Origin of the sequence: Kitasatospora sp. NPDC056076 (assembly GCF_042266305.1) — a bacterium.
GTDB lineage: Bacteria > Actinomycetota > Actinomycetes > Streptomycetales > Streptomycetaceae > Kitasatospora.
Genome location: NZ_JBHJWG010000015.1, coordinates 1 through 24,444, shown reverse-complemented (window position 1 = coordinate 24,444; position 24,444 = coordinate 1). Strand labels below are relative to the sequence as shown.

Genomic DNA, 24,444 nt, shown 5'->3' with positions numbered 1-24,444 from the left:
CCCTCGCGCAGCGCCGAACCGGCGCACAGCGGACGGCGCGCGCCCCGGCGGCGGGCGGGCACACGGACGTGCGTTTCACGCGGACGTGCGTTTCACACGGGTGTCCGGCGTGGCCGTCTGATACGGACGTACGTGCCGGCGAGCGCCTGGGACGGACGTCCGTCCCACTGGGCGTCCAGGACGGACGCACCGTGCGGCCGGTCGTCTGACACGGACGTACGTCCCAGCGGGCGCCTAGGACGGACGTCCGTCCCATTGCGCGTCCGAGACGGACGTCCGTCCCATCCGCGCATCACACGGACGTACGTTCAGGACCGCCCCCGCCCCCGCCCCCACCGCCGCGCCCGACCCTGGGCGTCGAAGAGGACCAGGGCATCGGCGGCGGGCCGGAGGACGTCCCGCAGTGCCGACGCGGTGGCCGGCTCCAAGCCGCCGAGGGCTTCGGCGAGTTCGTCGGTGACGTCCTGGGCGATCTCCGCCGCGACCGCGTCCGGGGCCGTGCGCGGGCCCAGCTTGCTGACGGCGGCGGCCGCGCGGGCGGGGGTGAGCAGGGCGGAGGCCTGGACCAGCAGCCAGGCGGGGACGCCGGCGGCACCCTCGGGCGGGGGGAGGTAGGGGCGGGCGCCGTCGTAGCGCCCGTCCTCGGCGAATGCTTTCTGCTTGACCTTGAGCACCGGGCGGGCCGCTCCGGACTCGCGCCATTCGCCGGCGGGCTTGAGGACGTAGCCCTCGGCGAGGTTGTCGTCGAGTTCGGGCAGTCCGAACAGGGCCGGCACCCGGCTGGGGAAGGCGTCGGGCAGGTCCTGGAGGGTGTTCAGCGGGCCACGGGCGAGCAGGGGGACGCAGCTCAGCCCGGCGGCGTCGGCGGCGGAGCGGAGTTCGCGGTCGGCGAGCCAGCAGCGGCCGTCGGCGGTCTCCACCGTGGCGTCGAAGGGCAGCCAGCGCAGTCCGGGGTCGTACCAGACGCCCGTCTGCACGGGTTCGACCCCGGGGGCGACGGGCACCCCGGGGTGGGGGTAGCGGCCGCCGGCCAGCTCCCCGTACACGGTGACGACTGCGTCGCCGCCCCGGCCGGCCCGCACCGCCGCCGCGAACCGGCCCGCCGCGACGCGCAGTCGGGGCCAGATCCGGCTGACGCCGAAGAAGGCGTCGAGGTCCTCGTCCCCGAGCAGGTCGCGCCGCTTGGCGGCCCGTACGGCGTCGCCCTCGCAGACCACGGCGAAGTGCGCGCCGTGGACCTTCTCCGCCGCCGTCCACTCCCGGCTGCCGGGCGCGTCGGGGCGCCCCTTCGCGGGGATCTTCGGATAGGGCGTCAGTTCGGACCAGGAGTCGGGCACGAACAGGATCCTCGCCGCAAAGCCCCACCCCCGCAACGGAGATACCCGGCAGGGACACCAGGCGGAGACGCCCGGCGGAGCCAGCCGACGGAGACGCCTAATGCTCCCGCCACAGCCCCGCGAGGTGGGCGTGCAGCAGTTCCTCGGCCTCGGCCGTGGTCCGGTGGCCGATGAGGACGTGTCCGGTGAGCCCGTCGGCGAGGGCGAGCAGCGTACGGGCTTCGCGCCGGGGGTCGAGGGCGGGGGCGGCCTCGGCGACGAGTCGGGCGAGCAGCCCCTCCAGGTCGGTATAGCCGGCCCTCAGGTCGGCGGCCAGGGCGGGGTTGACGGCGGCCGCGGCGAGGAAGGCGAGCCAGATCCGGGCCTCGGCGCGGTGTTCCTCGCGCAGCAGCGCGACTTCGCCGACGACGTGGCCGACCGTGCTGGCGGCGGACTGGGCGGGGCCGGCGACGAGTCGGCCCCGGGCCCGTTCGGTGACGCGTGCGCCGATGTGGCCGAGGGCGAACCGCAGCATCTCCTCCTTGTTGCGGAAGCAGCGTTGGACGGCGCCCATGGAGACGTCGGCGCGGGTGGCGACGTCCCGCAGGGTCGCGCCTTCCAGGCCCTGGGCGTCGATCAGCGCGCAGACGGCGTCGGCGATCCGTCGGCGCCGCTCCTCGTGGTCGACCTGCTTGGGCATCCGCCACACACCTTCCGACTCCGCCCGATTCCACCCGCCTCCGGGCTCCACCCCGGGACATTCCGATGCAACCGTATCGGATCCACCGTCGGGAGCCCAACAGCCACCCAGCCGCCAGCCCCGGGCCCCGGGCCCCGGCGACCCACCCCCTCAACCCACCCCCTCAGCCCGCCGCCGGCACACCCGGCGCACCCGGCGCACTCGGCACACCCGACGCACCTGGCAGACTCGGCACCTCCACCCCCGCCTCCCGCAGGATCGCCGACAGCGCACGGGCCTCGTGCTCCGTCATCCGCGTCGTCTCGTACGGCACCGCGTTCACCCAGCGCTGGGCCAGCCGGGCGATCCGCTCGCCGTACCGTTCGGCGGTGGCCAGGTCCCCGCGCGACCCGGCGTGCTCCGGCCCCTGGTCGGCGTTGCTCTGGCTCATCAGCCCCAGCCAGGAGCCCAGCCGGTTGACGTCGTCCCGGCTGCCGCCGCTCCAGTTGTTGCCCGGCATGTCGCCGACGCCGATCCACTGCATGCCCAACTGTGCACCGAAGACGGCCAGTTGCTCCAGCACGGCGAGCTTGTCGCCGCTCTGCGAAGCCGACATGGTGAACCCGCCGGCCAGCTTGTCCTTCCAGCTCTGGGTGACGAACGGCGTGAACGCGGCCTCCATGAACGCCTTGAACACCGCCGACACGCTGCCCATCAGCGTCGGACTGCCGAACACGATCGCGTCGGAGCGGTCCAGCAGGGCCAGCACCTCCGGGTCGTGCCAGCGGCCCGCGTTGACGTCCTCGGCCCGGATCTCGACCAGGTGCACCTCCGCGCCCGGCACCCGCCGGGCGCCGGCGGCGAGGTGCTCGGCCAGCACCCGGGTGTGGCCGTGCACCGAGTGGAACACCACGCCGACCGTGACCGCCGGTACTGCCCGGCCGGACTCAACACCGTTGACTGCCATGTCTCTTCACCGTTCTCGTCGATCGACTGCGCTGCTTGTCCTCCCATCTCAGCCCGTGCGCGGTCCGGCATCAACGCCGAACTCCGGCGTGCAGCGATCGGTGGCACCGATCGATCGCCGGGGCGGTCGCGCTACCGTGGGACGGTGGACAGGATCGAACTGGAAGCATTCGTCGCGGTCGCCGAGGAGCTGCACTTCGGCCGCGCCGCCGCCCGTCTCCACCGCGGGCAGCCCACCGTCAGCGACGCCGTCCGGCGCCTGGAGCACACCCTCGGCGGCCGACTGTTCGACCGCACCAGCCGTCGGGTCTCCCTCACCGAGCTCGGCACGGCCCTGCTCCCCGACGCCCATGCCACCCTCGCCCAGCTGCGCGGGTTCCAGCAGCGCGGCCGCGCGCTCGCCGCCGGTGAGCGGACCGGGACCACCCTCGTCGTCGGCCATGCCGAGTACACCGGCCACCAGCTGCTGCTGCGCTGCCTCCCGCAACTGCGCGAGCGCTTCCCCGACGTGACGATCGTGCCGGAGGCCATGCCGACCACCGCCCTGGTCGCCGCCCTCCGCGCGGAGACCATCGGCCTGGGCATCGGCTGGGCCACCGGCGGCATCACCGGCGTACGGGCCCGGGTGCTCTCCACCGAGCGCTTCATGGCCCTCGTCCCGGAGGCCCATCCTCTGGCCGGGCACGCCGAGTTGAGCACCGCCGAACTCTCCACCACCGGCCTGCTCACCTGGCCCCACCAGATCAACAGCGGCCTCTGCGACCGCCTCCTCACCGCCTTCCGGATCGGCGGGGCCGACCTGCGCATCATCCGCACCGCCGACAGCGTCCACGCCATCGCCGCCCACGTCGCCGCGGGCACCGGCATCGGCATCACCGTCGAGTCCGCCCTCGACCACCGGCCTCCGGGGCTGCACGTCATCCCCCTCACCGGCCCCTCGACCACCGCCGACCAGGTCGTCCTCACGCCCGCCGCGCCCTCCCCCGCCGCCACCGCCCTCCGCGACCTCCTCGTCGCCGCCTCGGCGGCGCTCCGGCCCCGGCACGCCTAGGGCCGCTCGACTACTCTTCGTGTCGACTCACGTGCCCTCCGTGAGAGGATCACGCGACGGCACCGCGCCCCGACCCCGAGGAGTAGGCATGGCCGAGCGCCAGAACGGCACCGTGAAGTGGTTCAACGACGAGAAGGGCTACGGGTTCATCAGCCCGGAGTCCGGCCCCGACCTGTTCGTGCATTTCCGGGCGATCGAGTCGACCGGCTTCAAGTCCCTGGTGGAGGGCCAGAAGGTCTCCTTCGAGGCCGTCCAGGGCCAGAAGGGCCCGCAGGCCGACAAGGTCCGGGTCGAGCCGTAGACCCCGGCGGATCCGTTGCGCGCGCCCGGTCGGCGCTGTGGCCGACCGGGCGCGCCTTCGGCGCCGCTACTGGGCGCGGAGCCCGGCCAGTGCCCCCTGCACCTGCTGGACGACTGCCGGGGGCAGCGTGCCGTACTTCATCGACTCGCCGCTCGCCTGGCCCGGGCCGCTGACCGCGTAGGACGCGAGGCCCGCCACGACGGCGGAGTTCCCGCCGCTCCCGCAGAAGGCGAGGTAGCCGAAGCCGACCACCGGATAGCCGCCCTTGACCGGCTTCTGGTAGTCGAGCTTGACCGACACCTTGCCGCCCGAGGTCTCCGCCGTGCCGGTCGCGGCCATCGTGGTGGCGGTCGCGGTGCTCGGGGCCGCGTCGGAGTCACCGGTGCGCACCCGGGCCGCGTGGAGGTTCCCGACGTCCCGCAGCGGGACGAAGCCGATCGCCCCCTGGGCACCGGCGACGGCGCCGGGGATGCTCGCCTCGGTCGCCCCCGGCCGGGCCTTCGCCTCGGAGTCCCAGACCGCGCCCACCTCGTACGGCCAGTCGGCGGGCGCGGCCTTGCCGAGGTACTGGGAGAACACGTAGGCGGACCAGGACAGCCCGGCCGGGACCCGGACGTCGATCGGTGAACCGGGCAGCACCGTGGCCGGGTTGAGCGCCCTGATCGCCGGGTCGTTCCAGGACTGGATCTGCTTCCGGAAGATCTTGGCGAGCGTCGGGGCGTCGAGCACCAGGTCGACGACCCCGGGCACGTTGAAGACGACCGCGACGGGGGCCACGGTGACCGGGAGCTGGGACACCTGGCCGGTGGCGCAGTGCTTGCCGTAGGTGACCGCCTGCTGGTCGGTCAACGTGGTGTCGAATCCGGCGGCGTCGAGCCCGCCGTCGGCGAGGAGGGTCGCGTTGGCGGTCTTGAACGGGTCGTCGGCGCTGGGGGCCGCAGGGCCCTTGTAGGTGAGCCGGTTGCCCGGGCAGGCTTTGCCGAAATCCGCCGTCCACCGCTCGACGAGGGCGCCCTCCATCCCGTCCACGCCGATCGTGGCCTGCCCGGCCGGGGCGCAGCTGACCCCGGAGGCGACGGTGGACGGGCCGGTCTGCCCGCTCTGCCCGGCCTGCCCGGTGTCCGGCGCACCGTCGTGCCAGGTGAGGTAGCCGAGCGTGCCCGCCGCGGCGATGACGGCGGCGGCCACGGCGGCGCCGATCAGCAGGGCCTTACGCGGTCGGGGTCGACCGGCGGGGGTGGCGGAGGGGGCGACGGAGAGAGCGGCGGAGGGGGCGGTCGGCAGGTACGGCGGTACGGTCGGCGGCGCCGGTGGCGGCACCGACGCCGGGGCGACCGGGTTGGGGGCCGTGGGCGTCGGAACGACCGGAGCCGGAACGGTCGCAGGAGCAGGAGCCGAGGCCGGAGCAGGCGCCACCGGCCCCGTCCGCAGCTGGACCGTCCGTTCCCTCGCCCCCTCCCCCGTCATCCTCAACAGCCCCTCCACCGTGGGCCGTTGCTCCGGCTCCTTGGCCAGGCACCCGATGATCAGCGGGTACAGCTCGGGCGCCAGCCCGGCCAGGTCCGGCTCCTCGTAGACGACCCGGAAGCCCACGGCGTGCGAGGAGTCCGCGCCGAAGGGGCCGCGCCCGGTGGCGGCGAAGGCCAGCACGGAGCCGAGGGCGAACACGTCGGTGGCCGTGGTCGCCGTGCCGTTGCGGAACTGTTCGGGGGCCATGAACGGCGGGGTGCCGACGGCGACGCCGGTGCTGGTCAACTGGGTCTCGCCGGCGCTGCGCGCGATGCCGAAGTCGATGACGCGCGGCCCGTCCTCGGCGAGCAGCACGTTGCCGGGCTTGAGGTCGCGGTGGATCAGTCCGACGCGGTGGATCTCCTGGAGCGCCTCGGCGAGTCCGGCGGCCAGCCTGCGCACCTCGGGCGGGGTCAACGGGCCCTGGCCGGAGACCCGTTCACCCAGGGAGGGGCCGGGGACGAAGAGCGTCGCCAGCCAGGGCGCCGGGGCGTCGGGGTCGGCGTCGAGCACGGGCGCGGTGAACGCCCCGCTGACCTTGCGCGCGGCCGTGACCTCCTGCCGGAACCGGGCCCGGAACTCGGCGTCCGCGGCCAGCTCGGGCCGGATCACCTTCACCGCCACCTGGCGCCCGGACACCGACCGGGCGCGGTAGACGACGCCCATCCCGCCCGCGCCGAGCCTGCCCTCCAGGAGGTACCCGCCGATCTCCCGCGGATCGTGTTCCGACAAGGTCACGTGCCGTTTCCTCCCCCAGGCGCGTCCGGCCGTCCAGCCGGTCGGCCGTCCAGCCGACCGACCGGCCCAGCCTAGTAGGGGCCGGGAGCGGCAGGTGAGGCAGGCTCAACCGGTGAAGCCCGGCACCACCAGTCCGGACTCGTACGCGATCACCACCGCGTGGGTGCGGTTCTGGGCGCCGAGCTTGGTGAGCACGTTGCCGACGTGGGTCTTGACGGTCTCCAGGCTGACCGTCAGCGTCTCGGCGATCTCCGGGTTGGACAGCCCGGTGGCCATCAGCCGCAGCACCTCCTCCTCCCGCCCGGTCAGCGCCGCCTGCGGCAGGGCCTCGGCGGAGTCCAGCGGCCGGGCGGCGACCATCCGGCGCAGCGCCGCCGGGAAGAGGACCGCCTCGCCCGCCGCCACCACCCGTACCGCTTCGGCGATCTGCCGGACGGGGAGGCGTTTGAGCACGAAGCCGCTGGCCCCGGCGCTGAGCGCGGCGGTGACGTAGCCGTCGTTCTCGAAGGTGGTGATCACCACGACCTTCGGCGGCTCGGTGGACTCCGCCAGCAGCTGCCGGGTGGCCTCGATCCCGTTGCGGCGCGGCATCCGCACGTCCATCAGGACGACGTCGGGCCGCAGCCGCAGCGCCTGCTCGACCGCCTCCACCCCATCGGCGGCCTCGCCGACCACCTCGATCCCGGGCTGGACGCCGAGCAGGGTGCGCAGGCCGCTGCGGGTGATGGCGTCGTCGTCCGCGATCAGCAGCGTGACGGGAGCCTCGGGCGCGGTGCTCACACCGCCGCCCGGACCGGCAGTCGGACGGCGAGGCGCCAGCGCGCATCGCCGGCCGGTCCGTCCCCGACCGCCCTGTCCCCAACCGACCCGTCCCCGGCCGGCCCGCCCCCGACCGGCCCGGCCCCGACCGGTCCGGCCTCGAACTCGCCGTGCAGCAGCCGCACCCGTTCGGCCAGCCCGGGCAGACCGTGCCCGGACGTCGGGAAACCGCCCACCCCGGCCCCCGCGACCGCCCCCACCTGGTTGACCACCCGCAGCTCCAGCGCGTCCGGCCCCGCCGCCACCCGGACGGTGATCGGGCCACCCGCCCCGTGCCGGAGCGCGTTCGTCAGCCCCTCCTGGAGGATCCGGTACGCCGCCCGGGAGATCGTCCCCGGCACCTGCGCCAGGTCGCCGGACAGCTCCGGCTCCGCCACGGCGCCCGCGTGCCGCAGCCGGTCCAGGAGTTCGGGCAGGTCGGCCAGGGTCCGGGTGGGCGCGGTGCCCGCCTCCTCCTCGCGCAGCACGCCCAGCACGTAGTCCAGGTCCTCCAGCGCGGCCCTGGTCGACTCCTCGATGCTGCGCATGGCGGCCCGGGCCGTCACCGGGTCGGCGTCGAGCACCTCGCCCGCGACGGCGGCCTGGATGGTGGCCGCCGTCAGGGTGTGCCCGATCGAGTCGTGCAACTCGTGGGCCAGCCGGTTGCGTTCGGCGAGCCGGCGCTCCCGTTCGGCGGCCTGCGCGAGCCGCTCGGCGGCCGACGGCCCCAGCAGGCGCGGCGCCAGCCACCGCAGGGCCGCCGCCACCGCCGCGGACCCGGCCACCGCGAGCAGCACGCACACGACGGCCACCGCCCAGCTCCACCCGCCATCGGCCACCGACACCGACCGGCCGAACAGGCTCAGTTGTGCCCGGCCGTCGAGCCAGCCTCCCGGCAGCGACAGGCCGGCGAGCAGCAGCAGGCCGCTGGCCAGCGCCCCCGTCCACCCCAGGGCCACGTGCAGCAGCAGCCACAGCGGTGTCCGCCAGCGGTCGGCGGCAACCGTCCCGGCCGTTCCCGACGCTCCGGCAGCACCGGGATCCGGCAGCGCCACCCCCAGCAGTCGGCGGGCGGACGCGACCAGCACCCGGCGCGTGGTGCGGGCCAGCCCGACCACGCCGATCAGCACCGCCCAGACCAGCAGGGTCAGCACGACCTGCACCCCGTACGGAGCGGACCGCCACGCCAGGGCCGGCACCATCACGACCGGCAGCAGCGCGAGGCTCGCCAGCGCGCCGCAGTAGGCGAACAGCGCGCCCGTGTACGTGGAGCCGCGCAGCAGCGGCCGGATTCCCCTGATCATGCCTGCCAGTATGTCCGGCCAGGTCAGCGACCACCTCCCCCGATCGAGGGAGGGCCTTTTCCCGCTTTTCCGCGATGTGCGCCCGGGGCTCCGGAAGTCAGGATCGTGTCCTGCCAGTTGACGAGAGGACGGCCGTTGCACACCCGAGAAGACGAGCCCCGGACGGACGTCCGCACCCTGGACCGCCAGGCCCCCGGGCACGACCCCGCCCCCGGGCAGGGCCCCACCCCCGGCCCGCACCACGGCGTACGGCCCCCGGCCCGCCGCAACGGCCCGGCCGTGGCCGCGCTGACGTTGGGGGTCCTCGGCGCGGTCACCTCGATCGTCGTCGTCGGCGGCCTGTTCGGCGTCCTCGGCCTGGTGCTGGGCGCCGTCGCCCTGCGGACGGCCCGGCGGACGGGGACCGGCCGGGGCATGGCCAACGCGGGCGTGGTGCTGTCGCTCCTCGCGATCGCGGGGTCCGTCCTGGCCGCCGTCCTGCTGGCCTGGTACGCCGACCGGACGCAGCCGTGCTACCGGCCCGACAGCTTCCGGCAGTACCGGGAGTGCGTCCAGCAGCAGTTCCACCGGGGCTGACCGGCGGTCGACCGCCCCCAGCGCCCGTGTTCCCGACGACTTCCCTTCGATTTCCCTACGATTCACAGGAGTTGACGTATGCGTGAGCAGACTTGGCAGAGGCTTCGCACCCCCCGGCGGCGCAGCGCCGTGGCGGCCTCGGTGGCCGTGGCGATGGCGGCCGGCGTCCTGGCGGCGGGTGTCCTGACACCGACCGCCGCGTCCGCCGCCACCGCCGCCGCATCCGCCGCATCCGCCGCCGCCAAGCCCGACACCGTCCAGCAGGGCCTGGACGCACTGGTGCGGCAGGACAAGCTGCCCGCCGCACTGGCCACGGTCAAGGACCGCAAGGGCCGCACCCAGGCCTACACGGCGGGCGTCGGCGACCTGGCCACCGGCGCGAAGGTGCCCAGGGACAGCCAGGTGCGGATCGGCAGCAACACCAAGACCTTCACCGCCGTCGTGGTGCTGCAACTGGTCGGCGAGGGGAAGATCCGCCTCGACGAACCGATCGAGACCTACCTGCCGGGCCTCGTCCGCGGGGACGGCATCGACGGGCACCGCATCACCGTGCGCCAGCTCCTCCAGCACACCAGCGGCCTGCCCGACTACGAGGGCGACATCGACGAAGCCACCCTCCAGCAGCGGTACTTCGAGCCGCGCGAGCTGCTGGACATGGCCTTCCGGCACAAGGCCGGCTCCGCGCCCGGCGAGAAGTTCGAGTACAGCAGCACCAACTACGTGCTGGCCGGCCTGCTCGTCCAGAAGGTGACCGGCCGCCCCCTCGCCGAGGAGATCGACCGGCGGATCGTCCAGCGGATCGGGCTGCGCCACACCTCCTTCCCCGGCACCGGCGACCGGAGCATCCGGGAGGCCCACCCGCAGGGCTACCGCCAGGAGAAGCCGGGCGGCCCGCTGATCGACACCACCGAGCTGGACCCCTCGGCGGGCTGGGCGGCGGGCCAGATGATCTCCACCAACGCCGACCTCGACCAGTTCTTCACCGCGCTGCTCGGCGGACGCCTGCTCCCGGCGGCCCAGCTCGCCGAGATGCGCACGACCGTCCCGATCGCGGACAGCGGCGCCGGCTACGGGCTGGGACTGATCAGCCGCCCGCTGTCCTGCGGCGGCGTCTACTGGGGCCACGGCGGGGACATCCCGGGTTTCGAGACCCGGGGCGGGGCCACCGACGACGGCCGGGCGGTCAACATCGCGGTGACGCAGATCCCGGCGGACGGCGCCGTCACCCGCCGCCTGGAGCAGGTCGTGGACACGGCCCTCTGCCGCTGATCCGCCGCCCGCCCTCCTCGCGCGGCCGCAACCGAAGCCACGCCCGCCGTCACAGCGACAGCCCGTCGCGGATCACCCGTCGAAGTTGGACCAGAAGATCCCGACGCCCGCACCACTCGCGTCCCGGCCGACCAGGATGCTGTTCGCGGTGAAGTCGCAGGTGGGGAAGACCAGGGCGTTCGCGCCGCTCGCCGGGTCGACGAGGACGTCCAGCAGCGGGGTCCGGGAGCCGGCCTCCTGCTGGGCCTCGAACGCGGCGGTGGCATGGTCCGCCGGGTCCGCCGCCTCGGCGAACCCGGCGGTCCGGCGCAGGGCCCCGCCGATCACCAGGTTGTCCGGGGTGGTGGAGCAGATCGCCGACGCGCTCTCGCTCAGCTCGTTGACGTCGTCGGACGCCTCCTCCCAATCCGCGTCGACCAGCGCCTCGGGGCCGGTACCGGCGGCGACCAGCGCGACCGCGGAGACGGTGGCGCCCCGCTCGTCGTTCCAGTCGTACGCGAGGTACACCTCGTGCAGCCCGTCGGCAATGTCGCTGAACGTGTAGTGGTCCCCGCCGTCGAGACCGCAGACCGCGATCTCCCCGCGGCTCGCCAGCCGCCCGGCCAGCGTGAACTCGCCCAGGAAGCCGGGCTCGTCCTCCGAGTTGTTCGCCTTCAGGACGGTTTCGATCGCGTCGATCATCTTCATGGCGGGGAGTGTGCCACCCCGCCCCGACAGTCCCGGCCCCAGCCCCGGCCGCTCACCGGTCGTCCGTCGCGCGCCGGGCGATGACGTCGGCCAGCTGGTCGAAGGTGCGGTTCAGCACCGTCCGCCGTTCCTCCTTGAACTCCGGGGAGGGCTCCAGGCCGTCGACGGTCCGTTCCCAGACGGCCAGGAACGTCCGCTTCCAGTCCTCGACCACCCCGGCCTCCGGCAGGCCCTCGAAGGCGTAGCCGGCCACGGCGAGGGTGTGCAGCAGCTCCAGGTTGCACGGCACGGCTACGCCCCAGTACTCGTCGGGCTCGATCTCGACGGGATCGCCGTCCAGCGCCTCGGCGATCTCGGTGACGAGCCCGTCGACGACGCTCGACAGGTGGTCGAGGGCCGTGTCGCTCTCGAAGTTGCCGCTGCCCCAGGTGCCCATGTGGTTCTCCTCGGAGGGGTGGTGCCGGTGTCGCGTTCCTCGGGCCATCGAAGCAGGGCACAGTGACACGGCCGGTCGGTCCTGGGACCGACCGGCCGTTCAGCGTGGCCGTTCGCCGTGGCCGTTGGCCGTAACCGTTGGCCGTGGTCGTGGTCGTGGCCGTGGAGTTCAGCCACCGGGCGGCGGGCCGGCGGCCGCGGCGACCGCGCCGGGCGGGATGAGCCGGCGGGCGACGAGGTCGGCGTAGACCTGCTGGAGGTGGGTGACCTCCCCGGCGGCGGGGTTGACGGCGGCCGCGGTGGGTGCGGTGACCCCCGCGAGGACGTCGTCGGTGCGCGGCGCGGCGAGGGTGAGCACGGCCCCGATGTCGGCGGCCGCGGCGTCGCGGGCGGTGAGGGCGGGCAGCGACCAGCGCCGCTCGACGGTGCGCAGGACGCTGGTGTGGTCCAGCTGCGCCGCGGCGTCGGGTGACCGGAAGACGGTGCCGGGGGCGATCAGCGGGGAGACAAGCACGGTCGGCACGCGGACGCCGAACCGCTTGAAGTCGAAGCCGAGTTCGCCGGTGGTGCCGTCGCCGGGCGGGGTGGCGGTGGTGGGGGGCGGGACGTGGTCGTAGCAGCCGCCGTGTTCGTCGTAGGTGATGACGAGCAGGGTCTGCCCCCAGGCCGGCCCGCCGCGCAGGGCCCGGTAGACGTCCCGGACCAGCTGCTCGCCCAATGCGACATCGAGGACGGGGTGTTCGCTGTTCCCGGTGGCTCCCCAACTGGGTTCGAGGAAGGTGAAGGCGGGCAGGGTGCCGGCTGCGGCCGCCGCCTGGAAGGCGGTGAAGACGCCGAAGTGGTCGGCGGAGGCGCCGTGGATGTCGGGGAAGTTCCCGGAGACCATCGGCGCGGCGTGGTAGCCGTAGGCCCGCCAGGACACATCGGCGCTGGTGAGCCGCCCGAAGATGCTGGGGCAGGTGAAGTTGTGGGTGTGGTCGTCCAGGTGCCCCTGGCTGGTCGCCGCACAGGAGAACGCCCGGTTCGGCAGGGTCTCGGTGGGCACGGAGCTGTACCAGTGGTCGCACACCGCGTAGCCGCGGGCCAGTGCGGAGAGCACCGGCAGGGTGTCCGGGGTGTGGCAGCTCATGATGTCGGCCGGGACGGTGCCGGGAAGGACGGTGTGGTTCGGCTGGGGAGGCAGGTCCAGCACGCGCGCGAAGTCCGTCACGAACCCCTGCATCCCGGCCACCGGCGGCGTCGGCGGGTCGGTCGTGCCGAAGAGCTGGGCGTTGGTCGGGCCGTACCCCTCACCGGGGTTGGCGCCCGGCATGAAGTAGGGGTGGGGGTCCGTCGACTGGATGCGGCGGACGGTGACGAGCTTGCCGTTCTGGTCCGGGTTGGTCTCCTGGCCGGTCAGGCCCTCGTACGGCTGGCCGGTGGGAGAGAGGTTGCCCTCGTCCGTGTACAGGAACCCGAGCATGTGGTCGAAGGAGCGGTTCTCCAGCATCAGCACCACGAGGTGCTCGACCGCCTGGAGGCCGTCGCCGCCGGACATCAGCCCCTCCGTTTGCTCGGCAGCCACTGGTCGCGCGGGATCCGGCGCCGTTCACGACGGCTGCCGACGTGCGCCCGGCTGTGGTACGCGACGCTGAGGGAGGCGGTCTTCTGGGTCCATCCGGTGCCGGCCGAGACGTCGAAGATCCCGATGTAGCCGCCGGGGAGGAGTTCGAGCGGCTGCTTGATGGCATTGCCGTGGTCGAACTGGGTGCCGTTCGCGGGGCGGGCGGACTGGAACCACGCCGGGTGGACGAAGTCGCTGACCTTGACCCCGGCGATGTCGTACGCGAAGTTCTCGTCCTGGCAGGCGTCGCACACCTCCATGGCGTACAACGTGCCCTTGTTGGCGGTCGGTTGGTCGAAGACCACCTGGTCGATGTCCGGGTCGCCGATGATCTCCAGCAGCTCGTGGCTGATCGTCACGGTCCAGTTCTCGCCGTACTGCTTGTCGGTGGCGGCGAAGACCTTGCCGATCGGCAGGAAGTTCGCGGTCAGGTCGTGGTACCCGAGGGCGCCGGCCTGGTCGGAGTTGTCCAGGACGACCATCCACCAGGCGGTGTCGGAGAGTGCGTTCGACGCGACGAAGGACACGTCCGCGTCGATCCCCCACACCGGCGCGAAGTCCCGGTGGACCTGGGTCTGGAGTGCGGGGACGACGGCGCTCACCTCGTGGTCGGTGAGCACGGTGCTCTCGTTGGTCACTTCGATCTTGATGATGGACATGGCTCCTCCCGATGTCCGATTCCGTGGTGTATACGTAGGTACTACGCATCTGCCGTAAATGTCGCTTGTATACTTACAGCCTCTGCCGCGCAGCGTCGGACGTCAAGACCTGAGCCCCGAGGACAGTCCGGGAGGCACTGGTGGGAACCGACTCGACCCCCGACTCGACCCCCGACTCGACCCCCGAGCCGAAGCCGTCCGGCCGGGGCCGGCTGAGCAGGCCACGGGTGCTGCGCGCGGCGGTCGCCCTGGTCGACCGCGAGGGCCTCACGGCGCTCACCATGCGCGGCCTCGCCGTCGACCTGGGCGTGGAGCCGATGGCGCTCTACCGCTACGCCGACGGCAAGCAGGCGCTCCTCGACGGCATGGTGGAGGCCTTCTACGCCGAGGTGAACGAGCGGGTGGGCGACGGGGCGGACACGGGCGACTGGCGGACCCGGCTGCACCATGTCGGCAAGGCCTTCCACCAGGTCGCCGACGCCCACCCGGAGGTGTTCCCCCTGGTCGCCACCCGCCCGCTCAGCGTCCCCCTGGCCCGCCGGCCGGCCTCGATGCTCCAGCTCAACGAACTCGTCCTGACCGTGTTGAGCGGCGCCGGCCTCGACGACCGGGGCACCCTGCGCCTCTACCGGGCCGTGGTCGGCTGGGCGATCGGCTTCCTCCTGGTGGACAAGCGGCAGGTGATCGACAACCCCGACGATCCCGAGCCCCTGCTCCGCCTCGGCCTGCACCGCCTCCCGGCCGCCGAGTACCCACTGCTGCGCACCCTCGCCCCGCTGCTGATCGACCACGACGCGGAAACGGAGTTCACCACCGGCCTGGACGCCCTCCTGGACCGCCTGGTGCCGTAAAGCAAAAAGGCCGGTCGATCCGAAGATCGACCGGCCATTCGCTGTGCGCGAGGGGGGAGTTGAACCCCCACGCCCTTTCGGGCACTGGAACCTGAATCCAGCGCGTCTGCCTATTCCGCCACCCGCGCATCTGGGTGATGGGTTAACTATAGACCATCTGGAGGGGTGCCTCTGACCACCTCAGGGCTACGAGGGAAAGCCCCCGGACCGGACGGCCTCGATGAAGACGCCCCACGAGGAATCGGGGAAGACGAGGACCGGGCCGTGCGGGTCCTTGGAGTCACGCACGGGGACGGCGCTGGGGAGGAATCCGAGGGCCACCTCGATGCAGTCGCCGCCGTCGTCCCCGCTGTAGCTGCTCTTCCTCCAAGCGGCTGCCGCGAGCTCGTTGCTCTTCATCTCTGAACCCCTCCAGCGCATCAGCGATCAGCCGAAGCGAGTCGCGCTCCGACGGGCATTCGACACGGAGCTGATCATAGCGACGCTGATACTTGGCCACAGTGGCGGGAACGTCGCTCAGATGTCCCTGTTCGAGGCTCTCCGAGTAGACCGAGCGTTGCCCATCCGGCAGTTCCAACAACACCATAGCCGTCTTGATGAAGGTGCGCCGATGTGCAAACGGCGCCACCTGAATAAGGACGTTCGGGAGCTGTGCTACCCGCAGCAGATGCTCCATCTGATGCCTCATCACGCCCGGTCCGCCCACGACCGTACGGATGGCGCTCTCATCCAGAATGACGAGCAGCAGGGGGCCGCCAGGCGCGAGAATGCGGTCCTGTCGACTGAGTCGAGCCTTGACCCGTTCCTCAATCTCTTCTCGACCAAGGGCCGCTGCACCATTGGCGAAGAGCGCATGCGCGTACTGCCGACACTGCAACAAGCCGTGCACCACACTGTCCTGATACACCCGCAGCCCAACCGCGATGGCCTCGCGGTCGACCTGCTCTTGAAACCAGTCCGGGTGCTCGACGGAGACATCCCAGTCAACCCGCCCGTACAGCCGCATCAACAGGTCGCCCGAGCCGTACAGCCGGTCGAACTCCCCGACCTCCTCGACCGACGGCTTCCGCTTCCCGCTCTCGGTCCGCGAGACCACCGTTCGATCGCAGTGCAGGAGCTTGCCCACGTCCTCCTGGGTGTAGCCCGCCGCCTCTCGGGCGTACTTGAGTTCCTCGCCGAACATGATCGCGGAGCTAACAGTCGCTCCCCGCCTGGTCTTTCCCTGTGCCACGACTGCCCCCAGTTGTGCACCGCACGTCCCGCACGCCTATCTGGCGTCACCGTACCTCCGCAGCCCCGATGATTGACACCAGAGCGCAATCATTCGCGTGCACAGCGTGATTGCGCGCGCCTTTCGCGCTCCCCATTCCGCCCCCTCCCGAGGTCCCCCCATGCCCATCTCCCGCCGCCCCCGCGCGTTCGCCGCCCGCCTCGACTCCCGCGCCGAATCCACCCCCCTCGCCCGGTACTTGCTCCAGGCGTACCTCGCGGGCCTGCCCTCCGGCGACCGCTACCGCGACATCGCCGAACTCCTCCTCGGCGAACTCTTCGCCAACGCCGTCCAGCACTCAGACGCGCCCGTCGACCGCCTCATCGAGATCCGCTTCGCCCTCGTCAACGACCGCCTCCGGCTCGAAGTCCACGACGCCGGCACCGGACGCCCCTCCCTCCGCACCCCCACCACCACCGACGAGCACGGACGCGGGCTGTTCCTCGTCAACGAGCTGGCCGAGCGCTGGGGTTGCTGCCCCCGCGCCGGCGGCGTCGGCAAGTTCGTCTGGGCCCTGGTCACTCCCTCTCTCCTCGCCGCCTGAAAGCGCACCCCCCGATGCTGCCTCCCCTCCCCACCCTCGCCCGGCACGCCCTCGACCGAGGCCACACCCCGGCCGAGACCTACGCGATCCTCGCCCGCCGCTCCGGTGAACCGCTCCCCTCCGCGCGCGCCGTCTGCCTCGCCCTCGCCATCCCCCTCGCCGAGACCACCATCCGCCTCGACGAGTGCTACGACGCCCTCCTCGCCGACCCCCGCCCCGGCACCGAGGCCGACACCGGCGAACTCCTCGAAGCCCTCGGCGTCTTCGACGTCCCCAAGGACCTCACCGCCACCGAACTCGCCGTCGTCGACCACTTCCTCACCGCCATCGACGCCCTCGGCGGCATCCGCCCCGGCCACCAACACGGCCTCGCCCGCTGGTTCACCACCGGCAACCTCAACGCCGCCTACCTCTCCCTCACCTCCGCCCACCCCCGCCCCACCACCGGCAACCCGGCTACCTACTGGACCAGCCTCATCACCGCCGGCGAACTCCTCGCCGCCACCCCCACCCCCGACCCCCGCATCAAAACCGCCCTCGCTCAGTGCCGCAGCCGCGCGGCCCGGGCAGCCGCCCACCCGTAAGCACCAGAAGTCGGCCCGTCCGACTTCCCGTGCACCACCCCGCGGACCGCTCCGCCCCCGTAGCCTCCCGGCATGACCGAAGCGCACCAGACACCCGATGCCTTCAACAACCGCTGCACGAACGCAGCGCTGGCGCTGCACTCCTGCCTCGACCACTTCATCGAGCGCGTCTCCCTGAACCAGTCCCACGAGAACCCCCAGGACAACGCGCTGGACGTGTGGCTGCACAAGGGGCCGGAGGCGCCCTCAGTGGTGATCTCGCTGCCCGGCCTGCGCTCGGTCCGCCCGTTGGAGGCCGACCTGGTTCCCTCCGTCATCGACGGGATCTCCCTCGTCCACCTGCCCCGGCTTCCGGCACCCTGGCCCGCCGAGGCGGTGGGGCGGATCGAGCGCACCACAGACCTGCCCGAGTTGGCCTGGCTAAGGATCACCGGTCCGCTCGAAGTCGACGCCCTCGCCTCGGTGGTGACCGTCTACCGGGCCCCGAGCGACAACGAAGCCTCCGTGCTCCGATGACGAGCGGGGTCGCTGGGCCAATGCGGCCCGGCGGGCGCCGTCGGTGCCGTGCCGCTCCAGGACGGTGATCAGGTCTTCGCGTTCCATGCCGTGCAGTGTCCGCCCCGCGCCGGTTCAGTGGTCCGGGAGGGTGTACGCGGCGCGGATGCCGCCGTAGACGGGGAGTTCGGAGGCGGTCAGGTAGCCCGAGTCCGGGCCGGCGAGGTAGGCGGCCGCGGCCGCGACCTCGTCGAGGGTGGCGAACCGGCCCATCGGGATGTGGGCGAAGCGCCGCCGGGTCTCCTCCTCGCCCATCCGCTCGAAGACGGCCCTGATCTCCGGGGCGTCGACCGGGCCCAGCGCCAGGGTGTTCACCCGGATGCCGCGCCGTGCCAGGTGGGTGCCCAGGTCGCGCCCGAGCTGGGTCACCGCGGCCTTGGCCGCGGAGAAGGCCGTCTGGGCGGTCGCCGCGCCCATGCCGGCGAGGAAGGAGCCGGTCAGCACGATCGATCCGCCGGGGTTCATCACCGGCACCCCGTAGCGGCAGCTGAGCACCACGGGGGCGAGGACGGCCCGGAAGGCCCGTTCCCAGACCTCGGGGGGCGTCTCCAGCAGGCCGTGGTCCTCACGGTCCATGGGCCCGGCGTTGACGTGGAGCACGTCGACCCCGCCGTACTCCGCGTGGATGCGCTCGAACGCGAGCCGCGTTTCGGAATCGACCCGCAGGTCCGCCGCGACGACCGGGAACCCGACCTCCACCGGCTGCCGGTCGATTCCGATGACGCGCCCGCCCTCGGCGGTGAACCGGGCCGCAACAGCACCCGCGATGGCCCCGCCCGCGCCTGCGATGACGCAGATCCGCCCGCCCAGCCGTCCCTGGTCCTGGCTGTTCCCGTCCATGGCCGCTCCTCTCGTCGTTGCGCCCCGGCGGCCCCTGCCCGCTGCGGGCCCGGCGGATCCGCTCGGACGCCGGACACCGGACACCGGACGCCGGGCCTCGGACGCCGTCAGGAGTCTGCCGCCTCCACCGCGCCGAGCGGACTCACCACGCCTGCCGGCGTGCCGATCCGAACGATGATCACCGGCCAGCACCCACCGGCCTCACGCAGCGAGGGCCGTGCTCGGTCGCACGGCCCTCGCTGGGGGTGTGGGGCGCCCCGTTCCCGCCCTCGTCGTCCGGATCTGCACGTAGTGGTGAGCTGTGCGCTGTGCTCCGTCACCTGTACGCGGTGCTGAGCTGCACTGTTGGGTGGGGAATCGAACCCCTTGCGTTGCTCTTCACGCGCCATGGACCGGATGAACCGCCGGCCCGCGGTGTGTGCACGCCTCCGTGACGACTACCTGCTGCCCCACACCCTGCTCATGGGACCGGGAGGTCAGTCCTCGATCAGGTCGATCTCCCAGTTGGTGCGCTGGATCAGGGTGTCCACCTCGCGGATCTCCTTGGCCAGCGCGTCCGTCCGGGCACGGAGCTCCGCGACCGGCAGGGCGGAGAGGATCCGGAGCTCGGACCGCAACTGCCGTACGGCTCCCCGCTGGTCGCGCCCGGAGGCCGCGTCGGCGGCCGCGGTGATCACCGAGTGGCGCAGCCGCAGGACGTCCCGGCGGGCGAGGGCGTCGGTGAGGGTGCCGCCGCCCTCGATCCGCGCGGTGGAGTTGGTCCGGTTGATCTGCCGGATCAGCCGCTCCAGCTCGTCCAGCGCCGTTTCGGCCTGGGCCAGGACCTCCGCCGCACTCTCGGCCGGCTCCTCGCCCTCCTGGTAGCGGGCACTGCCGACGACGCGCGCCCGCAGCTGCTCCACCTGCCGCACCGCGGCCGCGCGCTGCGCGAGCGCCTCTGCCAGCTTCATCGCGTCATCACCTCCACGTCCTCCTGATCGTCCGGCAAGTATGCACGTCAGCGCGGTACGGCCCGGTGGCGGGGGTTCGGCGCCGGGCCTCGTCACCCATCCCCCGCGCGGGGGAGGAGAGTTGGGCCTCGCGCACGATCCGGACGCAGCGGGCCGCGCGCCAGCATGGGGGCCATGGATGCCGACCGGAACCCGATGGCCACCGCCGCCCCGACGTACCGACCGCCCGCGTACCGACCGCCCGCCCGCTGGGCGGTACGGGCCGCGCACCTCGCGGCGCTCACGGCCGTACCGTCCGGGATCTGGCGGATCGCGATGGGGGTCGGCGTACCGGTGGGGTTCGACACCTCGGGCCTGGACGTCCCCGGCCGGTTCAGCGCCGTGTGCATCGCGATGAGCCTGGCCACCGAAGGGCTCACCCTCCTCACCCTCGGGCTGGTGCGGCCCTGGGGTGAGGTGGTGCCGCGCCGGCTCCCGCTGATCGGGGGGAGGCGGGTCGCGCCGCTGGCGGCGGTCGTTCCGGCGCTGCTCGGCGCGGCCGCCGTGATGCTGCTGACGATCCCCCGGGCGGGCGGCTTCGGCGGGGCCCCGGGAGCCCCGACCGGGCCGGCCCTCTTCCTGATGGACGCCTGCTACGCACCCCTGCTGCTCTGGGGCCCACTGCTCGCGGCCGTCACCCTCGCCTACTACCGGCGACGCCGCCGCACCTGAACAGGAAGTCGGCCCGGCCGACTTCCCGTACGCGGCGGAGTGTGGCGGAGTGCGCCTGCTCAGGCCTCGCCCCGGGACTTCCAGGCGAAGGCGAACTCCGTCCGCCGTGCCAGTGCTCCGTCCCGCCAGGAGTCCGTGACGTCCCGCCATCTGCCCAGCCGGGCGTCGCGGACGCCGTCCTCGCGCTCCGGGTCGAAGGTGAGGCTGAACCGGTAGACCCGGCCCTCGGCGGAGATGACCTGCCCCTCCTCGGAGCTGAGGCTCTCCTGGAGGAGGTCCACGACGACCGTCCCCTCGGGATCGAGCCCCTGGCCGCGCAGCAACTCCCGCAGCCGGACCCAGAGATCGTGGTCGCTGTTCCGCAGGAGCCCGGTGTACTGCACGACGATGCCCGTGGTCATGGCCCCCAGTGTTCCAGCCGCCACCGCCGCCGCCACCGGCGGCCCGAGAGCCCGCACGGGAAGTCGGCCCGGCCGACTTCCCGTGCAGCACCATCCGCTCCCCCCGGCGGCACCCCCTCCCTGGTGACACCCCGGCCTGGGACGATGGGGTCGACGACCGATCCACCAGGGGGACCGCATGGAGCTACGGCAGCTGCGCTGCTTCGTCGCCGTCGCCGAGGAGCTGCACTTCGGGCGGGCGGCCGAGCGCCTGCTGCTCGGGCAGCCGGCGGTGAGCCAGCAGGTGCGGCGGCTGGAGCGGGAGTTGCGGGTCGAGCTGTTCGACCGTTCGCCCCGGTACGTCCGGCTGACCCCGGCCGGGGAGCGGTTCCTGCCCGCCGCCCGGAACGTGCTGGCCGCCGAGGACGCCGCCCGGGCGCTCGCCGCCGACCTGGCCGCGCCCGCCGTGCTGCGGCTCGGCACCGTCACCGGGCTCGCCGAGCGGCTCGACCTGATCCTGGAGACCTACCAACAGAAGGCCCCCGGGGTGCGGGTGGAACTGCACTCCGCCCCGGTGCGGGAGCGGCTGGCCCGGCTGTCCGACGGCCGGCTGGACGCCGCCTTCGTCCGCGGGGCGATCGCCGAGCACAGCCCGGACCTGCGCTTCCTGCCCGTCTGGCAGGACGAGTTGGTGCTCGCGCTGCCCGCCCGGCACCCGCTCGCCGACGCGGCCGAGGTGGACCTCGCGGACCTCGCCGAGCTGCCGCTGCGGCTCACCGAGCGGGCCAACCACCCGGCGCTGGTCGACCTGGTGACGGAGGCCTGCGCCCGGGCCGGCTTCCGGCCCGTCCTCGGCCCGGCGCACGGCGCCCTCCAGGACACCCTGGCCTCGATCGGCACCGGCACCCCGATGTGGACGGTGGTGTACGCGGCCAACGCCCGGATGGTGAACACCCACCGGGTCGCCTTCCGCCCCTGCCGCACCCCGCTGGCGCTGCCCACCTCGATCGCCGTGCGGCGCTCCGCCCCGGTGCCCCGACTGCTCCTGGAGACCTGCCGCAGCACACCCCCGACCTGGAACGATCAGGATTCGTGATCGCTGCGAGAGCGATTCGGGTCTGGGTGCGGACGGCACCGGTCGGGTGGACTGTTCCCAGCCGGAGAACCCGGCGGAAGAGCCCGGCGGAACAGCCGGGCAGGACACCCGGTCAGGAGCCGAAGATGCCGATCGTCACCATCCAGCAGGGCCCGCGCAGCGTCGAGCAGAAGCGCGAGCTGGTCGAGAAGGTCACCCAGGCGTTCGTGGAGACCCTGGAGGTCCCCGCCGAGAGCGTGTTCGTCTTCGTCAACGAGTACCAGCCGGAAAGCTGGGGCGTCGCGGGCACGCTCATCGCGGACCGGTGAGCCCCGGATCGGCCCGACGCGGCGGCCCGACCCCGCGGCTCAACCCTGCGAACGGGCGCGGGGTCACTGGCCGCCCTGGCCGGCGCTGCCCATCGGGCCGATCTTCACCGGGGAGCCGGACCCGTCCGTGACGGGCAGCGAGCCCGCGCCCGGCCAGGGCAGGGTGACCGAGTGGGTCTCATCCGGCGGGGTCACCACCAGGCCGGTGATCTTGACGCCGGAGCCGCCCGAGGTGTTGTTCGGGTAGCTGATGCCGAAGAACGTCGACTTGCCGTTCTTGACGACGCCCGCGACGACCGGCTCGCCGGAACGCTGGGCGGACAGCGAACCGGCGTTGGTCTTGAGGTCGACGCCCGCGTACCCGGTGAGCGAGCAGTCGTGGCCGCTGTGGTTCTTCAACTCGACCACGACGGTGCGGTCGGCGTCGCCGTCGATGGTGCGGTCCACCGCCGTGATCGTCAGGTCGTCGGTCCGGCACTTGCCGCCCGCCTTGCCGCCGTCGGTGGCGCCCGTCCCGCCGGCCGTGGCCTTCCCGCTCGGGGCCGTCCCGCCGGTCCCGGCGGTTCCGGCGGTTCCGGCGGACCCTGCGGAGCCGCCCGTGGCGGCCTTGGTGGGCGCGGCGGTGACGGGCGCCGCGGCCGTCGGCTTGGCCTGGTCGGTGCCGGTGTCGTCGTTGGGGCCACAGGCCGTGAGCGACAGACCGGCGGCAACGACCAGGGCGGCGGCGAAGGTGGCCTTGTGAACGCGCATCGTGACTTCCTCGATATCGGGTGGCGGTGGCGGCTGCTCGGCACGGATCGGTACGAGCGGCGGTTCTGGTGAGCAGGACCGCCCGGGCCGATGAACCGTTCCGTCCGACCATCCGTCAGGACAGTGCTGTTACACGGCCCGCCGACCACGAAGCGCCGGAGCGGGCCCCCCGCCCAGCCGGGACAGCGGTTCCCACCGCCCCCGCACCCCCGCACCCGGCCACCCCCCGCTGGAACACACCCGTGACCCGACGGACCTTGACCCGTTGGATCTTGACCCCGGCCGCCCCTGGCCGCCCCCCGCCCGAGCACCGGACCGGCTCCATCGCCGCCCCGTGGTCCCAACTCGCCCATTTCCCAGCCAACTCGGATCGCTTCGACGGCAACCCCCGCACTCCCCGGCCGGTCCGGGTACGTCATCGCGGCCGCGCCCGACGAGCACTGGGGGGCTGTCACCGAGCCGGTCCTTCGTCCACCGACATTCTCCTGACCGGACATGGCCAAATCTCGCCGGTACGGAGTGGGGGGTGGAGTTAGCCTGACGACATGGTTGCAAACTACAAGGAAGAAGTGGCCATGAGTGACCAGGAATTCGTCAGCGGACCCGCTCTGATCCTCCGGTCCCTCGCCTCGCACCCCGAACGGCGGGCCATCACCTCCGCCGACGGCGCCGAGATCTCCGCCGGCGACTTCGCCGCCACCGCCTACCGCCTCGCCCACGAGCTCCTGGCCCGCGGCGTCGGCCGCGGCAGCACCGTCACCCTGCTCACCGGCAACACCCCCGAGGCCCTCGCCGCCCGCTACGCGGCCGGCCTGGCCGGGGCCCGGGTGGTCAACCTGTACGACGGGATGAGCGCCCCCGTGCTGGCCGAGATCGTGGCCAGCGTGGACACCACCGCACTCCTCGTCGACGCCGAACGGTACGCGGGCGCCCCCGAGTTGCTGCCGCTGATCGACGTCCCGACGGTCCTCACCCTCGGCCCCGACGGCACGGGGATCGGGGAGGACGCCATCGCGGCCAGCGCCACCCGCCCGGCCACCGACCCCGCCGTCCCCCTCGGCCCCGGCGACGACATCGGCATCCGCCACACCGGCGGCACCACCGGCATCCCCAAGGGCATCCTCAGCCTCCACGGCCCCTACCACGACATGTTCCACGTCGACTTCGCGGGCACCGACGACGAGGAGCCGCCCCGACTGCTCGCCGCCACCTCGCTCGCCCACCTGTCGGGCGTGCTCGCCGACGTGGCGCTCCAGCGCGGCGGATCCGTCGTCCTCCAGCGCAGCTTCGAACCCGGCGAGGTCCTCGCCGCGATCGAGCGCGAGCGCATCACCGACCTCTGGACGCTGCCCCCGCTGATCTACCAGCTGCTCGACCACCCGGCCGTCGGCCGCACCGACCTGTCCAGCCTGCGCCGGCTCGACTACGGCGGCTGCGCCGCCTCCCCGGCCCGGATCCGCGAAGCCCTCAAGGTGTTCGGGCCGGTACTGGTCAGCCTGTACGGCATGTCCGAGGCCCAGAAGATCGCCTACCTCACCGCCGAGGAGCACACCCGGTTCACGGACGACGGCCCGCTCCCGGTCGGCCGGCCGTTCCCCGACGTGGACGTGGAGGTCCGGGCCGCCGACGGCACCGTGCTGCCCGCCGGCGAGCAGGGCGAGATCCACGTCCGCTCCGCCACCCTGATGGCCGGCTACTGGAAGCAGCCCGAACT

At 73.1% G+C, this 24,444-nt stretch carries 28 protein-coding genes and 1 tRNA gene; 12 read left to right on the top strand and 17 right to left on the bottom strand.

What is annotated here, in order from left to right; all coding sequences use genetic code 11:
• Window positions 1-308 precede the first annotated feature (308 nt).
• The 3 genes from ACFC1T_RS14830 to ACFC1T_RS14820 all read right to left on the bottom strand — a co-directional run bounded on the left by ACFC1T_RS14830 (window position 309) and on the right by ACFC1T_RS14820 (window position 2,962).
• Window positions 309-1,337: an RNA ligase family protein gene (locus tag ACFC1T_RS14830; protein WP_375888198.1), complete on the bottom strand. Its 1,029-nt coding sequence runs from the start codon at window positions 1,335-1,337 to the stop codon at window positions 309-311.
• A 97-nt stretch (window positions 1,338-1,434) separates the two neighbouring features.
• Window positions 1,435-2,016, bottom strand: a complete 582-nt coding sequence (locus ACFC1T_RS14825) for a TetR/AcrR family transcriptional regulator (protein WP_375888196.1) — start codon at window positions 2,014-2,016, stop codon at window positions 1,435-1,437.
• Window positions 2,017-2,179: 163 nt separating this feature from the next.
• Window positions 2,180-2,962 carry a flavodoxin family protein gene (locus tag ACFC1T_RS14820; protein WP_375888193.1) on the bottom strand — a complete coding sequence of 261 codons (783 nt, stop codon included), beginning with the start codon at window positions 2,960-2,962 and terminating at the stop codon, window positions 2,180-2,182.
• A gap of 144 nt (window positions 2,963-3,106) precedes the next feature.
• Here ACFC1T_RS14820 and ACFC1T_RS14815 point away from each other — a divergent pair, with 144 nt between their 5' ends.
• Both ACFC1T_RS14815 and ACFC1T_RS14810 read left to right on the top strand, forming a co-directional pair.
• Window positions 3,107-4,012: a LysR family transcriptional regulator gene (locus ACFC1T_RS14815; protein WP_375888191.1), complete on the top strand. Its 906-nt coding sequence runs from the start codon at window positions 3,107-3,109 to the stop codon at window positions 4,010-4,012.
• 88 nt (window positions 4,013-4,100) lie between these two features.
• Entirely contained in the window at window positions 4,101-4,313 is a 213-nt protein-coding gene (locus tag ACFC1T_RS14810; protein ID WP_375888189.1) for a cold-shock protein, read from the top strand.
• 66 nt (window positions 4,314-4,379) lie between these two features.
• On the opposite strand, the gene ACFC1T_RS14805 is transcribed toward ACFC1T_RS14810, so the two are convergent.
• From ACFC1T_RS14805 to ACFC1T_RS14795, 3 genes are all read right to left on the bottom strand, one after another.
• On the bottom strand, window positions 4,380-6,560 hold the full coding sequence (locus ACFC1T_RS14805; RefSeq protein ID WP_375888186.1) for a serine/threonine-protein kinase: 2,181 nt from the start codon (window positions 6,558-6,560) through the stop codon (window positions 4,380-4,382).
• 105 nt (window positions 6,561-6,665) lie between these two features.
• The gene (locus ACFC1T_RS14800) at window positions 6,666-7,340 is read right to left on the bottom strand and encodes a response regulator (RefSeq protein ID WP_375888184.1); all 675 of its coding nucleotides are present in this window, start codon (window positions 7,338-7,340) and stop codon (window positions 6,666-6,668) included.
• The gene (locus tag ACFC1T_RS14795) at window positions 7,337-8,662 is read right to left on the bottom strand and encodes a sensor histidine kinase (RefSeq protein ID WP_375888181.1); all 1,326 of its coding nucleotides are present in this window, start codon (window positions 8,660-8,662) and stop codon (window positions 7,337-7,339) included. Before ACFC1T_RS14795 ends, ACFC1T_RS14800 begins: the two co-directional genes overlap by 4 nt.
• 135 nt (window positions 8,663-8,797) lie before the next feature.
• Here ACFC1T_RS14795 and ACFC1T_RS14790 point away from each other — a divergent pair, with 135 nt between their 5' ends.
• Together ACFC1T_RS14790 and ACFC1T_RS14785 are read left to right on the top strand one after the other, a co-directional pair.
• Window positions 8,798-9,238, top strand: coding sequence for a DUF4190 domain-containing protein (locus ACFC1T_RS14790; RefSeq protein ID WP_375888178.1), 441 nt, complete (start codon window positions 8,798-8,800; stop codon window positions 9,236-9,238).
• A gap of 78 nt (window positions 9,239-9,316) precedes the next feature.
• On the top strand, window positions 9,317-10,507 hold the full coding sequence (locus ACFC1T_RS14785; protein WP_375888175.1) for a serine hydrolase domain-containing protein: 1,191 nt from the start codon (window positions 9,317-9,319) through the stop codon (window positions 10,505-10,507).
• 72 nt (window positions 10,508-10,579) lie between these two features.
• Here ACFC1T_RS14785 and ACFC1T_RS14780 read toward each other — a convergent pair whose 3' ends face one another.
• From ACFC1T_RS14780 to ACFC1T_RS14765, 4 genes are all read right to left on the bottom strand, one after another.
• On the bottom strand, window positions 10,580-11,194 hold the full coding sequence (locus ACFC1T_RS14780) for a hypothetical protein (RefSeq protein WP_375888172.1): 615 nt from the start codon (window positions 11,192-11,194) through the stop codon (window positions 10,580-10,582).
• Between the two features lie 52 nt (window positions 11,195-11,246).
• Window positions 11,247-11,678: a DUF4259 domain-containing protein gene (locus ACFC1T_RS14775; protein ID WP_375888170.1), complete on the bottom strand. Its 432-nt coding sequence runs from the start codon at window positions 11,676-11,678 to the stop codon at window positions 11,247-11,249.
• Between the two features lie 120 nt (window positions 11,679-11,798).
• A complete protein-coding gene (locus tag ACFC1T_RS14770) occupies window positions 11,799-13,166 on the bottom strand; it encodes an alkaline phosphatase family protein (RefSeq protein WP_375888169.1) in 1,368 nt (455 codons plus the stop codon).
• On the bottom strand, window positions 13,166-13,891 hold the full coding sequence (locus tag ACFC1T_RS14765) for a hypothetical protein (RefSeq protein WP_375888167.1): 726 nt from the start codon (window positions 13,889-13,891) through the stop codon (window positions 13,166-13,168). The genes ACFC1T_RS14770 and ACFC1T_RS14765 overlap by 1 nt, the downstream gene beginning before the upstream one ends.
• Before the next feature lie 140 nt (window positions 13,892-14,031).
• Between ACFC1T_RS14765 and ACFC1T_RS14760 the strand changes: the two genes are divergently transcribed.
• Window positions 14,032-14,742, top strand: a complete 711-nt coding sequence (locus tag ACFC1T_RS14760) for a TetR/AcrR family transcriptional regulator (protein WP_375888165.1) — start codon at window positions 14,032-14,034, stop codon at window positions 14,740-14,742.
• A gap of 44 nt (window positions 14,743-14,786) precedes the next feature.
• Here the strand turns inward: ACFC1T_RS14760 and ACFC1T_RS14755 are convergent.
• The 3 genes from ACFC1T_RS14755 to ACFC1T_RS14745 form a co-directional block, all read right to left on the bottom strand.
• Window positions 14,787-14,870, bottom strand: a tRNA-Leu gene (locus ACFC1T_RS14755).
• A gap of 58 nt (window positions 14,871-14,928) precedes the next feature.
• A complete protein-coding gene (locus ACFC1T_RS14750; protein ID WP_375888162.1) occupies window positions 14,929-15,063 on the bottom strand; it encodes a DUF397 domain-containing protein in 135 nt (44 codons plus the stop codon).
• On the bottom strand, window positions 15,023-15,925 hold the full coding sequence (locus tag ACFC1T_RS14745; protein ID WP_375888161.1) for a Scr1 family TA system antitoxin-like transcriptional regulator: 903 nt from the start codon (window positions 15,923-15,925) through the stop codon (window positions 15,023-15,025). The genes ACFC1T_RS14750 and ACFC1T_RS14745 overlap by 41 nt, the downstream gene beginning before the upstream one ends.
• A gap of 208 nt (window positions 15,926-16,133) precedes the next feature.
• On the opposite strand from ACFC1T_RS14745, the gene ACFC1T_RS14740 reads away from it, so the two are divergent.
• The 3 genes from ACFC1T_RS14740 to ACFC1T_RS14730 all read left to right on the top strand — a co-directional run bounded on the left by ACFC1T_RS14740 (window position 16,134) and on the right by ACFC1T_RS14730 (window position 17,656).
• Window positions 16,134-16,556 carry an ATP-binding protein gene (locus tag ACFC1T_RS14740; RefSeq protein WP_375888158.1) on the top strand — a complete coding sequence of 141 codons (423 nt, stop codon included), beginning with the start codon at window positions 16,134-16,136 and terminating at the stop codon, window positions 16,554-16,556.
• A gap of 14 nt (window positions 16,557-16,570) precedes the next feature.
• Window positions 16,571-17,140: a hypothetical protein gene (locus ACFC1T_RS14735; RefSeq protein ID WP_375888156.1), complete on the top strand. Its 570-nt coding sequence runs from the start codon at window positions 16,571-16,573 to the stop codon at window positions 17,138-17,140.
• Between the two features lie 72 nt (window positions 17,141-17,212).
• Window positions 17,213-17,656: a hypothetical protein gene (locus ACFC1T_RS14730; protein ID WP_375888154.1), complete on the top strand. Its 444-nt coding sequence runs from the start codon at window positions 17,213-17,215 to the stop codon at window positions 17,654-17,656.
• Window positions 17,657-17,770: 114 nt separating this feature from the next.
• Here ACFC1T_RS14730 and ACFC1T_RS14725 read toward each other — a convergent pair whose 3' ends face one another.
• The gene (locus tag ACFC1T_RS14725; protein WP_375888151.1) at window positions 17,771-18,535 is read right to left on the bottom strand and encodes an SDR family oxidoreductase; all 765 of its coding nucleotides are present in this window, start codon (window positions 18,533-18,535) and stop codon (window positions 17,771-17,773) included.
• Window positions 18,536-19,011: 476 nt separating this feature from the next.
• Window positions 19,012-19,485, bottom strand: a complete 474-nt coding sequence (locus ACFC1T_RS14720; RefSeq protein ID WP_375888150.1) for a DIP1984 family protein — start codon at window positions 19,483-19,485, stop codon at window positions 19,012-19,014.
• Window positions 19,486-19,659: 174 nt separating this feature from the next.
• Between ACFC1T_RS14720 and ACFC1T_RS14715 the strand changes: the two genes are divergently transcribed.
• Window positions 19,660-20,196 (top strand): hypothetical protein, encoded by a 537-nt coding sequence (locus ACFC1T_RS14715; RefSeq protein WP_375888147.1) that lies wholly within the window; start codon window positions 19,660-19,662, stop codon window positions 20,194-20,196.
• A 59-nt stretch (window positions 20,197-20,255) separates the two neighbouring features.
• Here ACFC1T_RS14715 and ACFC1T_RS14710 read toward each other — a convergent pair whose 3' ends face one another.
• A complete protein-coding gene (locus tag ACFC1T_RS14710) occupies window positions 20,256-20,597 on the bottom strand; it encodes a hypothetical protein (RefSeq protein ID WP_375888145.1) in 342 nt (113 codons plus the stop codon).
• A 178-nt stretch (window positions 20,598-20,775) separates the two neighbouring features.
• Between ACFC1T_RS14710 and ACFC1T_RS14705 the strand changes: the two genes are divergently transcribed.
• Together ACFC1T_RS14705 and dmpI are read left to right on the top strand one after the other, a co-directional pair.
• Window positions 20,776-21,672: a LysR substrate-binding domain-containing protein gene (locus ACFC1T_RS14705; RefSeq protein ID WP_375888142.1), complete on the top strand. Its 897-nt coding sequence runs from the start codon at window positions 20,776-20,778 to the stop codon at window positions 21,670-21,672.
• A 125-nt stretch (window positions 21,673-21,797) separates the two neighbouring features.
• A complete protein-coding gene (dmpI, locus tag ACFC1T_RS14700) occupies window positions 21,798-21,980 on the top strand; it encodes a 4-oxalocrotonate tautomerase DmpI (RefSeq protein WP_375888141.1) in 183 nt (60 codons plus the stop codon).
• Between the two features lie 63 nt (window positions 21,981-22,043).
• Here the strand turns inward: dmpI and ACFC1T_RS14695 are convergent, their stop codons facing one another.
• On the bottom strand, window positions 22,044-22,730 hold the full coding sequence (locus ACFC1T_RS14695; protein ID WP_375888139.1) for a DUF4232 domain-containing protein: 687 nt from the start codon (window positions 22,728-22,730) through the stop codon (window positions 22,044-22,046).
• 575 nt (window positions 22,731-23,305) lie between these two features.
• Here ACFC1T_RS14695 and ACFC1T_RS14690 point away from each other — a divergent pair.
• The coding region (locus ACFC1T_RS14690) for an AMP-binding protein (RefSeq protein WP_375888136.1) at window positions 23,306-24,444 on the top strand (1,139 nt) is incomplete at its 3' end.